Origin of the sequence: Ancylobacter crimeensis (assembly GCF_023016805.1) — a bacterium.
Lineage (GTDB): Bacteria > Pseudomonadota > Alphaproteobacteria > Rhizobiales > Xanthobacteraceae > Ancylobacter > Ancylobacter crimeensis.
This window is the reverse complement of record NZ_JALKCH010000002.1, coordinates 461,917-476,514: the sequence shown is the minus strand read 5'-3', so window position 1 is coordinate 476,514 and position 14,598 is coordinate 461,917. Positions and strand designations below refer to the sequence as shown.

The following is a 14,598-nucleotide window of genomic DNA, read 5'->3' as shown; positions in this document are numbered from 1 at the left end:
CCGCCTGTCCTGAAAGAGCAACACCAAGGCGCCCGCCAACCGGCGGCAACCCGTCGTCGATGGCCGCTTTATAGGGGGAGCCCCGGACCGATGTCAACACGGCTCAAAACAGAAAAATGACGGGCGACGATCCGCAGGGGATAACCTTCATGCTGGCAGCGTGACGCAGAGACCGGGCCGGAGCCGCCCCTGAAACCCGCAGCTGGAGGCCCGTGCAGCGGTGACGTCACTCCTGCTCGTTCGCATATTTCCAATGTAATTCAATGTATTGAAGCCAGCCCGTAGCACGCGCCGCAGGCTGCCCGGCCACGTGGCACTCTCCAGCCTTTCCCGCTCATTCCGACAGCAACCCCGTCGCCAAATACCGGAAGCTCGCCTGTGGATAGTGCATTTCAGCCCTGCACTCCCGGCAAGAACCGTCACCTCCCCGCGTCGCGCACGCCCTTGGGGACTGGATGCAGTCTCCTTGTCACCACTCATCATCTGGTATAATGACTATATCAATATATGAGCGTTCACGCGGAACGCCGCCCGAGGAAACCAAGGAAAACGGCCCGCCGACGGAGGCGAACGCCGATGTTCCCAAGCCCGCATGGAACCGTGCATGGCCGCCCCCCAACGTATAGAAGCCGATTATCTCATCGAGACCGCCTTCGACCCGCGCCGCGCCGCGGAGGCGATGGCTGGCGAGCAGTCGAGCGGCACCTTCGTCGCCATTCCCGGTGAAACGCCGGAGTTGAAGGAGCGCTCGGCGGCGCGGATCGAAGCGCTGGAGGAGATCGGAACGGTCGAGGCACCCTCGCTGCCCGGCGCGGGTCGGCCGAAGGACGACGCGGCAGCGATCCGGCGCGCGCGCGTGACGCTGTCCTGGCCGATCGACAATATCGGCCCTTCGCTCCCCAACCTGCTCGCCACGGTTGCGGGCAACCTATTCGAACTGAAGCAGTTTTCCGGCCTTCGCCTGCTCGATATCCGTCTGCCGGCGGTCTTCGCCGCCCGCTATCCCGGCCCCCGCTTCGGCATTTCCGGCACGCGCCGGCTCGCCGGAGTCGCTGAAGGCCCCCTGATCGGCACCATCGTAAAGCCGAGCGTCGGTTTCGGAGCGCAGGAGACCGCCAACCTGGTCCGTCTCCTCTGCACGGCCGGCATCGATTTCATCAAGGACGACGAATTGCAGTCCGACGGGCCGCATTGCCCGTTCGATACGCGTGTCGATGCGGTGATGCGGGTCATCAACGATCATGCCGACCGCACCGGCAAGAAGGTGATGTTCGCCTTCAACCTGACCGGCGAGCTCGACGAGATGCGCCGTCGTCATGACCACGTGCTGGAACGCGGCGGCACCTGCGTCATGGCGAGCCTCAATTCGGTGGGGCTGGTCGGCATGATCGAACTGGGCCGGTTCAGCGCGCTGCCGATCCACGCCCACCGTAACGGATGGGGCTATCTCTCACGCGCGCCGATGCTCGGCTGGTCCTATGTGGCGTGGCAGAAGATCTGGCGGCTTGCCGGTGCCGACCACATGCATGTCAACGGCCTCGCCAACAAGTTCTCGGAAGCGGACGACAGCGTGATCGCCTCGGCGCGCGCCTGCCTCACGCCGATGTTCGACGACAGGCCCTGCATCGCCATGCCGGTCTTCTCCTCGGGCCAATCGGCAAAGCAGGCGCCCGGCACCTTTGCGGCGCTGGGAACCGCGGATCTCATCTTCGCCGCCGGCGGGGGAATCATGGCGCACCCGGACGGCCCCGCCGCCGGCGTCGCCAGCCTGCGCGAAGCCTGGGATGCGGCGATGACCGATGTTCCGCTGGCCGATTATGCGCGCGACCACACCGCTCTCGCCCGGGCGCTGGAGACCTATGCGGCATGACCGACGGGCGCTCATCCAGCCAGACGGCGGCTCCGCTTCCGCCGGGCACGCTCGTCGCCTTTTACGGCGACGACTACACCGGCTCGTCCGCCGTGATGGAGGTGATGAGCTTCGCCGGCCTGCCGACCGTGCTGTTCCTCGGGCCTCCGACCGCCGAACAACTGGCCCGCTTCGAGGGGATGCGTGCCGTCGGCATTGCCGGCATTGCGCGCTCGAAGACGCCGGCCTGGATGGATGAGCACCTGCCGCCGATCTACGATGTGCTCGCCGGCCTCAAGGCGCCGATCACGCATTACAAGGTCTGCTCCACCTTCGATTCCGCGCCCGGCATCGGCTCGATCGGACGCGCGATCGAACTCGCGGAACCCCGCCTCGGCGGAGCATGGCATCCGCTGCTGGTGGGGGCGCCGGCGCTGGCGCGCTATCAGGTTTTCGGCAATCTCTTCGCCGCGATCGGGGGCGTCGGCTACCGGATCGACCGCCATCCGGTGATGGCACGCCATCCGGTGACGCCGATGGACGAGGCCGATGTCCGCCTGCATCTGGCGCGGCAGACCGACATTCCGGTCGGACTGGTCGATTTCGCGTCGATGAAGGCCGGCCATGGGGACCGGACGCTGGCCGAAGAATGCCGGCGCGGCGCGCGCGTGCTCGCGCTCGACGTGCTGGACGAGGAAACACTTGCCGAGGCCGGTCGACTCATCTGGGCCCATCGCGGCGAGCGCCTCTTCGCGGTCGGCTCGCAAGGCGTGGAATATGCGCTTGTCGCGCATTGGCGACAGGCCGGGCTGATCGAGCCCGCACCGCCGGGCCGGCGCGCACCGCCGTGCGAGCGCATCGCCGTCGTCTCGGGGTCCTGCTCGCCGATCACCGCGCGGCAGATCGACTTCGCGCTCGATCACGGCTTCGAGGGCATCCGCCTTGATGCCGCCCGGGCGATCGACATGCGAGCCTGGAATGCGGAGATCGATCGCGGCATCGCCGGCGCGCGCCAGGCGCTCGGCGAGGGGCGCGACCCCATCATCTTCACGGCCGCGGGGCCGGACGATCCGGCCGTCCCGGCGCTCGGCACGGCTGTCGAGGCGGCCGGCGTTGCGATGAGCGAGGTCAATGCCCGCCTTGGCGACGGCCTCGGGCGTGTGCTCGACGCCGTGGTGCGCGAGGCCGGCTTGCAGCGCGCGGTCATTTCCGGGGGCGACACCTCGGGCCATGCCGGCATGGCGCTCGGCCTTTATGCGCTCACCGCTCTCGCCCCGCTCGCGCCCGGTGCCCCGCTGTGCCGCGCCCATGCCGGGAACGCCCATGACGGGCTCGAAATCACCTTCAAGGGCGGCCAGATGGGCCAGCCCGACTTCTTCTGGACCGCCAAGCAAGGCGGCGCCAGCAACCGCTGAACAGGGAGAGAACCCGAGATGAAGAAGATCGCTTTGCTGGGCGCCGGCGGCAAGATGGGCGTGCGGCTCGCCACCAACCTTCAGGGCTCGCCCTATGAGGTGATGCATGTCGAGCCGACCGAGGCCGGCCGGGCCCGCCTCAAGGAGAAGACCGGGCTCGATTGCGTCGACGGCGACAACGCCCTCGCCGATGCCGATGCCGTGCTGATGGCCGTTCCGGACCGGCTCATCGGCAAGATCGCCCACACCTTCATCGAGAAGGTGAAGCCCGGTACCGCCATCATCATGCTGGATGCCGCCGCCCCGCAGGCCGGCGAACTGCCGGAGCGCGACGACGTCACCTATTTCGTGACCCATCCCTGCCACCCGCCCATCTTCAACGACGAGGTGACGGAGGCAGCGAAAAAGGACTTCTTCGGCGGCGTCCACGCCAAGCAGCACATCGTCTGCGCGCTGATGCAGGGGCCGGAGGAGCATTACGCCCAGTGCGAGCAGATTGCCCGCACCATCTACAAGCCGGTGATGCGCGCCCATCGCTGCACGGTCGAACAGATCGCGATCATGGAGCCGGCGCTGGCGGAAACGATCGGCGCCACGCTCTGCCTCGCCTTGCGTGAGGCGACCGACGAAGCGGTGCGGCGCGGCGTGCCGCGGCAGGCGGCAACGGATTTCCTGCTCGGCCATCTGACCATCGAGCTTGCCATCGCCTTCGAGATCTTCCCGGAAGGCCGTTTCTCCGACGGCGCGCTCTACGCCATCGACCAGGCCCGGCCGCAGATCTTCAGGGAGGGCTGGCTGGAGCGGATCTTCGATCCGCAGGCGGTGCAGCGCTCGGTCGAGGAGATCTGCAATCCGCCGAAAGCGGCGTGACTTCAATGCCTTAGACAGAGCGCGTTCAACAGCGCGCGCATATTCCTCACCGGGGGGGATCCCTTCTTCCCTCCCCCACTCCGGCTGCGATCGTCGGCAACGGCGCTCGCAGCCGCTTCTCTTTCTTCCGCGCGCGTCGTCACGCGCCAGCAATCGCGGGTGTCGACGCGCCGTCGCATGGTATGATGAATGTACCTGGCGTGCATCGGCCTCCCGCCGATGCCGGGCAAAGGGACTTCAGGCATGGTGCATGGCACGGAAACCATTGTTCGGCGCAAGCTTTCCCATGAGGTTTTCGATCGCCTGAAGGGGATGATCACATCGGGAGAGCTCGGACCGGGCGATGCCATGCCCTCCGAGCGCGACCTGATGGACCGCTTCGGCGTCGGGCGTCCGGCGATTCGCGAGGCGATGCAGGCACTTGCCAATATCGGGCTGATCTCCATAACCCATGGCGAACGGGCCAAGGTCCAGCAACTTACGGCGAAGTCGCTGTTTCAGCAGATGGACCTGACCGCGACCATCCTGCTCTCCGCCTCCCCCGACAGTCTCGAACATCTCAAACAGGCGCGACGTTTCTTCGAGCGCGGCATGGTGCGGGAAGCAGCAATACGATCGACCTCCGCAGATATCGCACGCCTTCAGGCGACGCTGGATCAGCAAAGACGAGCCGTTGACGACCCAGTTCTCTTCATTTCCGCGGATATGCGCTTCCACAATCAGATTGCTGCCATCTCCGGCAACGCCATCTTCGAAGCGGTGAGCGAGGCTATGCTTGGCTGGTTGCGGCAGTATCACACCGAGATGCTGAGCTGGACCGGCAAGGAAAACCTCACCCTGGTCGAGCATGACGAGATCCTCCGCCATCTCGCCCAGCATAATGCGGATGCCGCGGAGGCGGCCATGGTGAAGCACCTCGACCGTTCCAACGCGCTCTACGCGCATCCGGCGTGAACCGCCTCACTCTCTGATTTCTATGACAGCATAAGGATTTAGAACGATCCGGCGATCGGCCCCGATGGCACATTCCTCGCGCTGCACGCCGGCATCCTCCGCGAAACAGGCCTCGTCCAGCAGAAGCGCGGTGCCGCTCAGGGGAACCTCCACGACCTGCTGTTCGCCCGTGATGTTGACGGCGAGAACCCGGCGACGATTGTCTTGCGACGCTGCAATGGCGAGCACTCTGGCTTCATCACTGGAGTGGCAATCATGCCATTCAAATCCGTTCAGACGAGCCAGAATGTGCGCCGATGCAAAGGCAGGACGGAGGCCAGTTGGTGCAGTGGGGTGGGTAGTCAGTCCAAGCGGGCCAGTCAGTCCACCCACGATGAAACTCTCCACTCCCGCCGCCGCCAGGCGGGTCGAATAGCCCACCATATAGGCCGCCGCGAACAGTCCGTCCTGCCGGGGATCCTCGGGTGTCATCGTCATCCGCCGGCGCTCCGGGTTGGCCATGGTGCGCGAGCCATAGGGGTTCTGCCGCATCCCGATGGTCGAGGGACCGATGCGGTAGGGTTTTGCCTCCCCGATCATCGCCCGGGTCGAGCGCAGGATGAAGGGCAGCGCCTCCAGCGACTGCATCACCGAGCGGTCGTCGGCATCGTGCACGATCGGGCAGGTGCAGTGGCTGACGAAATCGAGCAGGGCCGCCGGCACCGGCTTGCGGTTCAGCTCGGTGAAGTAGCTGAACATGCCGCCACCCAGCCTGAGCCCCGGAAAGGCCGCACGCGCGGCGTCATAGACCTCCTCCAGCGGCGGGCAATCCGGCCAGGCGCTGCCCGGCGGGGTGGAGCGCCGATCGACGTCCGGGCTCACCGCGACGGCGTCGAGCCTGAGGCCCGAGGCTTCGACCTCGGCGGCGATGGCGGCGAGCTCGTCGGCCGGCGCCTCCACCCCCGGCACGACGCATTCCAGCACCCTCTCGGCCTGCGGCAGCAGCGCCGCGACGCGGGCGAAGCCTTCGAGCGCCGTCCGGCCGTGACCCGTGGTCGGGTCGAAATGGAACAGCAGGGTCTGCGGCGCGAGTTCGGCGAGCCGATGGCCGGCCGCGATTGTCGCCTCGCTCTCTTCCGGCGTCACCACGAGGCCGATCTTCGGTGCCCGTCTTCCGAATGCGCCGCCGAGTTCGAGGCGCACCGGCTCGGGCTCGCCCATCGGCTCGGCAAATGGCGGCAGCGTCCCGCGCAGCGTCAGGGTCACCGCCTGCCGCATATGCTCGCCGGCGGGCAGCACATAGGGCCAGGGCAGCGCGAGCGGGCGTACATAGGTCTTGTAGGAGGCGTCCGACCAGTTGCGCTGGTCCTCCATCTCGAAGCTGTCACCCTCCATGCGGCAGGTCGCGACCACGCCCGGCAGCCGCTCCGGGCTGACCTCGTGGCTGATGGCGCGCATCTCCCTGAAAGGTTGCCACGGGTCGATCAGGTCCGGCAGCACCGACGTCTCGACGGTGCCATCGACATGCTCCACCACCACCGGTCCACCGGCGATGCCGACGATGGGGTGCAGCACGGTGAAGCCGCAGCGATTGGTGAGGAAGTCGGTCTTCGGGATCGCCTCCACCTCGAAGCTCAGGCTGGCATCGGCGCGACCGATGATGACGGCCTCATAGGCGAGGCGCTCGCCGCCCGTTCCGGTGCAGCGCGCGCGATAGGCGAGGCGGAACCCCTCCGCCGTCTCGTCGATGGCGAGACCCTCGATCAGCGGCGCATAGGTGCCCCAGTCCTTGTCGCGCACCACATAGGAGATCGCCCGCAGCACCTCTACGCCGGCGACGCGGATATTGCGCAGATTTCCCTCGATCAGCTCCGCCGTCAGCGGCCCGGCGCGGAGCCGGCGGGTCGCCGGCTCGGCCTCGCCGGTGCCCAGCCGGCGACGGCGCAGTTCGGATTCGGACGCGGTGTCGGCAGGGGCGGTCATGGTGAGGTGTCCTACGGGGCGATGTGCCGGCACGCAGTATGGTGCGGGACCAGATCGCACAGGCCGACAAAATGGTATGGCGGGAAGGTTCCGTTGGGGAGCGGCACCGCCACAGGACGCATCGGAGGACGATGAGGGCCGGCGGCTGAAGCGATGCACCCGCTTCTGAAGACGACACCGGCGGCACCCTTTCGCCCCGGCGCGACCGGCTCCCTTCCCGCATGCCGGGTGCGGACGCGACGGGCATGCCACCGCCTGTTGACGCCGCACCGTCATCCCGGCCGGAGACGGAGCCGCAGCGTCGGGATCGGGCGCCGTCGGGGCATCTCCTGGCCTTTCCATGCGCTCGAAACAATGCGCGGGAGCACGTCATCCGGGGCTTTCATGCACACGCATTCGCCGTGCCCTTCGCCCGCTCCCGCAAGCCCGGACGCCCCCGGTTCTTCGCTTCGCTGCAGTCGGGATGACGAAGCTGGCAGGCAGGGGAGAGCGGAGAGAGTCCACCCGCTTTCGATGCATCTGGGCGCCTTACGCCTGCCCTCAGCCGCCCGATACGGGCGCCGCTCCCGCCGCCGGCGCGGCGCGCTTGCGGCGGACGGCGCGACCGCCCGCCAGCGCCAGCACCGCGATGACGACGAAGCCCTGTACGATGTCCTGCGTACCGGGCGGCAGGCCGGCGATCTGCATGGTGGTGACGATGAGGATGAGCAGGAAGCTTCCGAGCAGCGTGCCGAGCGCGGTCGACGCCCCACCGAAGATCAGCGAGCCGCCGAGCACCACCGCGCCGAGCGATTGCAGCAGGTAGGGTTGGCCCATCTCCAGGAAGGCGCCGCCGACATAGGCACCGAGCAGCATGCCGGTGAGCGCGGCCAGCACCGCCGAGGCGAGGAAGGCAGAGGCGACGATGCGCCCGGTCGCCACCCCGGCCAGCGCGGCGGCACGAATGTTCTGCCCCACCGCGGACAGGGCCCGGCCATAGACCGTGCGGCGCAGCAGCAGCCCGGTGCCTGCCACCGCGATCAGCGCGATGACCAGCATCAGCGGCACCCCGTCCACCCGGCCGGCGGCCAGCGTCTTCAGGAACGGGCTCACCGCGAAGCCGGCGGCCCAGCGATTGGCGATGAGCGTGCCGGTGGCGAGGATATAGCCGGTCGCCAGCGTGGCGATGATGGCCGGGATGCGGAAGGTCACCACAAGCAGCGCGTTCACCGCCCCGGTCGCCAGCCCGATGCCGACCACCGCGGCCAGCGCCAGCGGCAGGCGGGCGTCGGAGCCCTGCGTCACCACGATGCTGGCATAGGCGGAAAGCGTCAGCACTCCGGCGATGGAGAGGTCGATATTGCCGCGCCCGGTGGTGATGACCAGCATCTGGCCGAGCGCAACGAGGGTGAGGAAGCTCGCCGACACCGCCACGCCGGACAGCGAATGGAGGCTGAAGCGCCCGGTGGTGAAGGAGAGGATCGCCCACAGCACCAGCACGCCGAGGCCGGCCCAGATCCAGCGGTTGCGCTCCAGCCAGTCGGTCATGGTCTGCGCGTTCATCGGGAAGCCTCCCGGCGCCCGGCGAGCGCCCTCAGAACCAGCATGGCCAGCAGCAGGCAGCCCTGCACGGCGGCGTTGTAGTCCGTGCTCACATTCAGCGCGCCGAGCAGCGCGCCGATGAGGGCGAGGGTGAGCGCGCCGGCCACCACGCCGAGCGGCGAGATGAAGCCGCCCATCAGCGCGCAGCCGCCCATCACCACCGCCGCGACGCTGATGAGGGTGAAGGGCCCGCCGGCATTGATGTCGCTCGCGGTGTTGATGGCGGTGAGGGCGAGCCCGGCGGCCAGCGCGAACAACCCGGCGATCATGTAGCGGATGACGGCGTAGCGCAGCGGCGACCAGCCGCCCAGCGTCATCGCCGCGGCATTGTTGCCGAAGCCGCGCAGCACCACCCCGATCGGGGCGCGGTCGATGACGAGCGCCACCATGCCGGCGACGCCGATGAGCACGAGATTGGCCGGCACACCGAACAGCGACCAGCCGAAGGCGGCGGCCAGCCAGTCCGGCGCCGAGCCGCCCGGGGTCGGCTGCAGCGTGTAGCCGATGCCCGCCCAGATGAAGGAGGCGCCGAGCGTGACCACGATGGCGGGGATGCGGCGCAGCTGGATGGTGGCGCCGATCAGCCCATAGGCGAGGATGCCGGCGGTGAGCGCGCCGATGCCGAGCAGCGGCCAATCCACCAGCAGCGTCGCGCTCACCACATTGACGAGGCCGGCGAAGGCGCCGACGCTGAGGTCGATCTCGCTGCCGCCGACCACGAACATCTGCGCCAGCGCCACCAGCACCAGCGCGATCGCCGGCCCGAGCAGCAGGTCGAGTCCGAAGAGGGAAACCGTCATCGGGTTCACATAGGCCATCAGGGCGAAGACCACGGCGAGGCTGGCGAAGGGGGCCAGTTCCACCAGCCATTCCCCGAAGGCCCGCGATCCGGCGGTGTGGTCGGCCTCGGTGCGGCCGGCCTGCGAGAAGGAGGCATCGACGATGGCCTCGACGCTGATCTCCGGTCCCGCCAGCTCGCGCACGATGCGCCCGCCGGAGAACACCAGCACCCGGTCGCATTCGAGGAACTCGATGTCCTCGGTCGAGTGCCAGACCACCAGCCGGGGTGCCGCCTCCCCGCCGCCGCGGGCGACCTGACCGACCAAAGCGTAGAAATCCTCCTTCGCCGCGACATCGACGCCGCGGGTCGGGTCGTCGAACAGCACGGTACGGGCCTGCCCGACCAGCGCCCGCGCCACCAGAGCCTTTTGCTGATTGCCGCCGGAGAGGTCGAGAATGGGGTTGTCGAAGCGCGCGGGGTCGAGCTTCAGCCGGTCGGCGGCGTGGCGGGCGGCCGCGCGCTCGGTGCGATCGGAGACGAGGGCGAGCGGATTGCGCCCCTCCAGCCGGCCGAGCGCGATGTTGGACAGCACGCTCCACAGCGGGAACACGCCTTCCTTCTGGCGGTCGCCGGAGACGAAGCTGGCGCCGCCCTCGCGGGCGATGGAAAGCTCGCGCGAGGAACGGGCGATGCTGCCGCGCGGATGGGCGAACAGAGCGTGCAGGACCTCGCGCTGGCCGGAGCCCTCCAGTCCGGCGAAGCCCACCACCTCGCCGGCGCGCAGTTCGATGTCGCGGCCGAGCGGAGCGGTGACGGCGCCGGTGATGCGGGCGACGACGGACGCCCCGGCCGGGATGGCCGGGCGGGCGGCGCGGCGGCTCTGCATCACGCCCTCGGTCGGTCCGCCCATGGCATTGACGAGGGTGGCGACGCTCGCCTGCCCCGCCGGACCGCACCAGACACTGCGGCCGTTGCGCAGCACGAGGATGCGATGGGCGATGTCCACCACCTCCTCCAGCTTGTGGCTGATGAAGATGAAGGAATAGCCGCGCTGCACCCGCGCGCGGATGAAGGAGCGCAATTGCCGGCTGCGCTCCAGCCCGAGCGAGGAGGTGGGCTCGTCGAGGATGACGAGACGCACCTTGGGGGCGGTGACGGCGCGGGCGATCTCCACCATCTGGCGCTGACCGATGGCAAGGTGGCCGACGCGGGCATCGACGTCGATGCCATGGCCGGGAAACACCTCGTCCAGCGCCGCGCGGGCGCGCTCGCGATAGGCGGCCCGCCAGCCGGGACGCAGGGAGGCCGCCTCCGGCGCTTCGAGGAACACGTTCTCCGCGACCGAAAGATTGTCGCAGAGCGAGAGTTCCTGATGGACGATGCGGATGCCCGCGGCCTGCGCCAGCATGGTGTCGTAGAGCGTGGGATCGACATCGACGCCGCCGATGACGATGGAGCCGGCATCGGCGCGGGTGACGCCGCACAGTATGCGCATCAGGGTCGACTTGCCGGCGCCGTTGCCGCCGACCAGGCCGAGCACCTCGCCGGCCTCGACCGTGAGATCGACGCCGTCATTGGCGCGTGTCGGCCCGAAGGCCTTGGCGATGCCGGCGAGCTTCGCCACCGGGGCGCGCGCCACGGGATGCAGGGCGATGGGTGCTGGGGAGGCAGGCACGGGGATGAGACGTTCCGCTGTCGGCATTGCCGGTCCTGTTCCGGCGAAGAAAGCGATGCCGGGGTTGGAGGGGCCGCGACCCGGCAGTGCCGGATCGGGAAGGCCCTCGCCCGCCGGCACGGGCGCCGGACGGATGCGGGGCGCCGATGCACCGGGCTCACCCGGTACATCCTGCGCGGCACGGAACGCCGCCATCGGTGCCAAGGCCCGTCAGTTGGAGGGCTTGGCCTTGATCAGGTTCTGCTCGACCCATTCCTGCGAATAGGACGGGCTGACGATGACACCGGCCGGAAGGCCCGCATAGTCCTTCAGGTTGTCGTCGGTGACGGTGGCGACCGGCATGATCATCAGCTTGGGCGGATTGGCGCCCTTCACCAGCCCGTAGGCCAGCCAGAACGCCGCGCCGCCGATGCCGGGCGTGGTGTTCATGGAGATGGTGGAGTAGCCGTTGGCTTCCTTCTGCTTGGCCCACCACTGGATGAAGTTCGACGAGCCGCCGCCCTCGATGACCGGCATTTTCTTCGCGTAGTCGCCGCCATACTGGTCGAAGGCCTGGGCGATGCCGGTGTCGTCGGAACCGCCCTGCGCCAGCACGGCGTCGACATGGGGCAGGCTCGGCAGGGCGTTGGCGACCGCCGACTGGGCGACCGAAGCGGTGGCCTGGCCATAGACGGTGGCGACCACTTTCACATCCGGGAAGTTCTTCAGCACGGCTTCCTGCGAGCCGTACATGTCGGCATCGGGGGCCGAGCCCTTCACGCCGCGCACGACGATGATGTTGCCCTTGCCGCCGATCTTCTTCAGCACCCACTCGGCCTGGTCGCGCTTGTAGCCCTTGAAGTCGAAATTGAGCTGCCAGTTGCAGGGCGCGGAGGCGACGGAATCGAAGGACACGACCTTGATGCCGGCCTTGCAGGCTTTCTCGATCACCCCGTTCACCGCCGTCTCGGAGGCGGCGTCGACGGCGATGGCATCGACCTTCTTGAGGATCAGCTCGGCGAGCTGGCTGTTCTGCTGGGCGACGGTGCCGTCGCCGTTCAGGATGATGTAGTCGGCGATCTTGCCCTCGGCCTTGGCCTTCTCGGCCGCCTCCTTGAAGGCATCGACCATCTGGTGGCGCCAGCTATTGCCGAAATAGGCATTGGCCAGCGCGATCACCGGCTTGTCCGGCGAGGCGCTGGCGGGCGCGGCGGCGGCGAGCGCGCCCGCGGCAAGAAGCGCGGCAGTGGCGCAGGCACGTGCGAGCATCGTCTTGCGATTCATCAATGTCCTCCCAGCGGCCCGCTCGGGCGGGCTCTTCAGGTGAAAGGCCCGCGCAAACGGGTCAGGCGGCGGCTCAGGCCCTGGCGGGCGAAGGCCGGTATAGGCGAAGGCCGGTGTCGAGGCCCTTGGCGGGGCCGGATACAATCGGTCGGCATGCGTCAAACGCGGTGGCGGGCCTACCCATGCACGATGATGATAACATTATCTCATTATACCAGTTGCGCAAGCGCCTGATGCGGGAGCATCGTCTCATCCGTTCCGGCGGCGCGGCAAAGCGTCTTTCGGACAAGGGCCATTGAAGAGCCCGGCACGAGGAAATGCGTGAGGATTCGTGACCATGCCCGCCGATACCATGCCCGCCGATCCGTTCGAGATCATCGACCGCCGTTTCCGCGCCCTCATCCTGCCGATCTGCTGGCTGGAGGTGCTGGCTGGCGGCATGCGCTGGTGCGAGGGGCCGGTCTACATGGCCGACAGCCGCGCGCTGGTGTGGAGCGACATTCCCAACAACCGGCTGATGCGCTGGTGCGAGGAGACCGGATCGGTGGGGGTATTCCGCGCCGACAGCGACTTCGCCAATGGCAATACCCGCGACCGGCAGGGCCGGCTGGTGACCTGCGAGCACCGCACCCGGCGCCTCACCCGCACCGAATGGGACGGCACGATCACCGTGCTGGCGGATTCCCATGCCGGCAAAAGGCTCAATTCGCCGAACGACGTGGTGGTGAAGTCCGACGGCACCATCTGGTTCACCGACCCGACCTATGGCATCGCCGCCGATTACGAGGGCGGCCGGGCCGAGCCCGAGCAGGATGGCCGCTACGTGTACCGGCTCGATCCACGCGATGGTTCGCTGGCCGTGGTGGCGGATGATTTCGTGCAGCCCAACGGGCTGGCCTTCTCGCCCGATGAGAGCCTGCTCTACATCGCCGATTCCGGCCTCATCGGCCGCGAGGAGGGCCCGCGCCACATCCGCGCCTTCAAGGTGGGCGCCGACAACCGGCTGTCCGGCGGGGCCGTCGTCACCGAGGTCGCGCCCCACGCGCCGGACGGCTTCCGGGTGGATGAGGAGGGTAACATCTGGTCGAGCGCCGGCGACGGGGTGCATTGCTACACGCCCTCCGGCGATCTGCTCGGCAAGATCCGCGTGCCGGAGCGGGTCGGCAACCTCACCTTCGGCGGGTCGGCACGCAACCGGCTGTTCATCTGCGGGCACACCTCGCTCTATGCCGTCTTCGTCAATGCGCGGGGGGCGCAGCGGCCCTGAGTGCGGACGGGCGAGGCCCGAGCAGCGCGGCGAAGGCCTCCCCCGCCCGGCTGAGGCGCCGCTCGCGGTGGCGCAGCAGGTGGAAGGCGCGGTCCGGCAGGGCAAGCTCCACCCGCACCAGCAGCCCGGCCTCCAGCGAAGGGGCCGCGACCGAGGCGGACAGCACGCTCGCCCCGAGCCCGGCCTCCACCGCCGAGCGCACTGCCTCGTTCGAGGGCAGGGTCAACACCACGTCGAGCCGGGCGGGATCGACGCCGAGCGCGGCCAGCGCCGCTTCGAACACCGAGCGGGTGCCCGAGCCGGGCTCGCGCAGCACCCATTCGCCCGCCAGCAGGTCTTCCTTCGTCAGCAGATCGGGGCCGGCAGGCGTTGCTCTGCCCGCCTGCCTCTGCGCCCAGGGATGGCCGGGCGCCACCAGCAGCACCATGCGGTCGCGCGCCACCTCCCGCGCGGCAAGCGCGGGCGCGGCGACCTCGCCTTCCACGAAGCCGAGCTCCGCCATCCCCGCCTCCACCGCCGCCGCGGCCTGCGCGGTGTTGCCGATGTCGAGCCGGATCGCGATGCCGGGATGAGCGCGGCGAAAGGCGGCGAGGCGCGGGGGCAACCAGTAGCTGGCGATGGTCTGGCTGGCATAAAGGCTCAGCGTGCCGCGGGCGAGGCTGCCGAACTCGGCCAGCACCGCCTCCGCGCGCTCGGCCCGCGCCAGCACCGCGCGCCCCTCCTCCAGAAAGGCGCGGCCCGCCTCGGTCAGCACGATACGCCGGCCGATGCGGTCGAACAGGCGGGTGTCGTGCCGCGCCTCCAACGCTGCGATCGCGTGGCTCGCCGCCGACTGCGCGAGGTTCAACGCCTGCGCCGCACGGGTGACATGCTCGCGCTCGGCCACGGCGACAAAGATGCGGAGCTGTTCGAGGGTCATGAGGAAAGCATCATTCAATCGTGAAACCAGATTATTCCATGCATAATGATCTATTGGAACCA

10 protein-coding genes are annotated in these 14,598 nt (G+C 68.6%); 5 read left to right on the top strand and 5 right to left on the bottom strand.

The genetic code is table 11. From position 1 onward, the window contains the following. Nucleotides 1-604 precede the first annotated feature (604 nt). From MWN34_RS04230 to MWN34_RS04215, 4 genes are all read left to right on the top strand, one after another. Nucleotides 605-1,870 carry a ribulose-bisphosphate carboxylase large subunit family protein gene (locus tag MWN34_RS04230; RefSeq protein ID WP_247026876.1) on the top strand — a complete coding sequence of 422 codons (1,266 nt, stop codon included), beginning with the start codon at nt 605-607 and terminating at the stop codon, nt 1,868-1,870. Next, nucleotides 1,867-3,264 carry a four-carbon acid sugar kinase family protein gene (locus MWN34_RS04225; protein ID WP_247026874.1) on the top strand — a complete coding sequence of 466 codons (1,398 nt, stop codon included), beginning with the start codon at nt 1,867-1,869 and terminating at the stop codon, nt 3,262-3,264. The genes MWN34_RS04230 and MWN34_RS04225 overlap by 4 nt, the downstream gene beginning before the upstream one ends. Nucleotides 3,265-3,282: 18 nt before the next feature. Then, complete coding sequence (locus MWN34_RS04220) at nt 3,283-4,134, top strand: phosphogluconate dehydrogenase C-terminal domain-containing protein (RefSeq protein WP_247026872.1); 852 nt, start codon at nt 3,283-3,285, stop codon at nt 4,132-4,134. A 243-nt stretch (nt 4,135-4,377) separates the two neighbouring features. Continuing rightward, nucleotides 4,378-5,088, top strand: a complete 711-nt coding sequence (locus tag MWN34_RS04215; RefSeq protein WP_247026918.1) for a transcriptional regulator NanR — start codon at nt 4,378-4,380, stop codon at nt 5,086-5,088. 6 nt (nt 5,089-5,094) lie between these two features. On the opposite strand, the gene apnL is transcribed toward MWN34_RS04215, so the two are convergent. From apnL to MWN34_RS04195, 4 genes are all read right to left on the bottom strand, one after another. Continuing rightward, entirely contained in the window at nt 5,095-7,050 is a 1,956-nt protein-coding gene (apnL, locus tag MWN34_RS04210; RefSeq protein WP_247026870.1) for a D-apionate lactonase, read from the bottom strand. Nucleotides 7,051-7,590: 540 nt separating this feature from the next. Beyond that, the gene (locus MWN34_RS04205; protein WP_247026868.1) at nt 7,591-8,592 is read right to left on the bottom strand and encodes an ABC transporter permease; all 1,002 of its coding nucleotides are present in this window, start codon (nt 8,590-8,592) and stop codon (nt 7,591-7,593) included. Then, entirely contained in the window at nt 8,589-11,114 is a 2,526-nt protein-coding gene (locus MWN34_RS04200; protein ID WP_425532050.1) for an ATP-binding cassette domain-containing protein, read from the bottom strand. Before MWN34_RS04200 ends, MWN34_RS04205 begins: the two co-directional genes overlap by 4 nt. Before the next feature lie 183 nt (nt 11,115-11,297). After that, the gene (locus MWN34_RS04195; RefSeq protein ID WP_247026864.1) at nt 11,298-12,350 is read right to left on the bottom strand and encodes an ABC transporter substrate-binding protein; all 1,053 of its coding nucleotides are present in this window, start codon (nt 12,348-12,350) and stop codon (nt 11,298-11,300) included. Nucleotides 12,351-12,687: 337 nt separating this feature from the next. Between MWN34_RS04195 and MWN34_RS04190 the strand changes: the two genes are divergently transcribed. Then, the gene (locus MWN34_RS04190; protein WP_247026862.1) at nt 12,688-13,617 is read left to right on the top strand and encodes an SMP-30/gluconolactonase/LRE family protein; all 930 of its coding nucleotides are present in this window, start codon (nt 12,688-12,690) and stop codon (nt 13,615-13,617) included. Here the strand turns inward: MWN34_RS04190 and MWN34_RS04185 are convergent. Beyond that, nucleotides 13,589-14,536, bottom strand: coding sequence for a LysR family transcriptional regulator (locus MWN34_RS04185; protein ID WP_247026860.1), 948 nt, complete (start codon nt 14,534-14,536; stop codon nt 13,589-13,591). The two genes, MWN34_RS04190 and MWN34_RS04185, sit on opposite strands and share 29 nt — an antisense overlap. Nucleotides 14,537-14,598 lie beyond the last annotated feature (62 nt).

Coding starts and splice junctions, on each gene's coding strand:
- MWN34_RS04230 (WP_247026876.1), top strand. CDS start 605: ATGGCCGCCCCCCAACGTATAGAAGCCGATTATCTCATCGAGACCGCC.
- MWN34_RS04225 (WP_247026874.1), top strand. CDS start 1,867: ATGACCGACGGGCGCTCATCCAGCCAGACGGCGGCTCCGCTTCCGCCG.
- MWN34_RS04220 (WP_247026872.1), top strand. CDS start 3,283: ATGAAGAAGATCGCTTTGCTGGGCGCCGGCGGCAAGATGGGCGTGCGG.
- MWN34_RS04215 (WP_247026918.1), top strand. CDS start 4,378: ATGGTGCATGGCACGGAAACCATTGTTCGGCGCAAGCTTTCCCATGAG.
- apnL (WP_247026870.1), bottom strand. CDS start 7,050: ATGACCGCCCCTGCCGACACCGCGTCCGAATCCGAACTGCGCCGTCGC.
- MWN34_RS04205 (WP_247026868.1), bottom strand. CDS start 8,592: ATGAACGCGCAGACCATGACCGACTGGCTGGAGCGCAACCGCTGGATC.
- MWN34_RS04200 (WP_425532050.1), bottom strand. CDS start 11,114: ATGCCGACAGCGGAACGTCTCATCCCCGTGCCTGCCTCCCCAGCACCC.
- MWN34_RS04195 (WP_247026864.1), bottom strand. CDS start 12,350: ATGAATCGCAAGACGATGCTCGCACGTGCCTGCGCCACTGCCGCGCTT.
- MWN34_RS04190 (WP_247026862.1), top strand. CDS start 12,688: ATGCCCGCCGATACCATGCCCGCCGATCCGTTCGAGATCATCGACCGC.
- MWN34_RS04185 (WP_247026860.1), bottom strand. CDS start 14,536: ATGACCCTCGAACAGCTCCGCATCTTTGTCGCCGTGGCCGAGCGCGAG.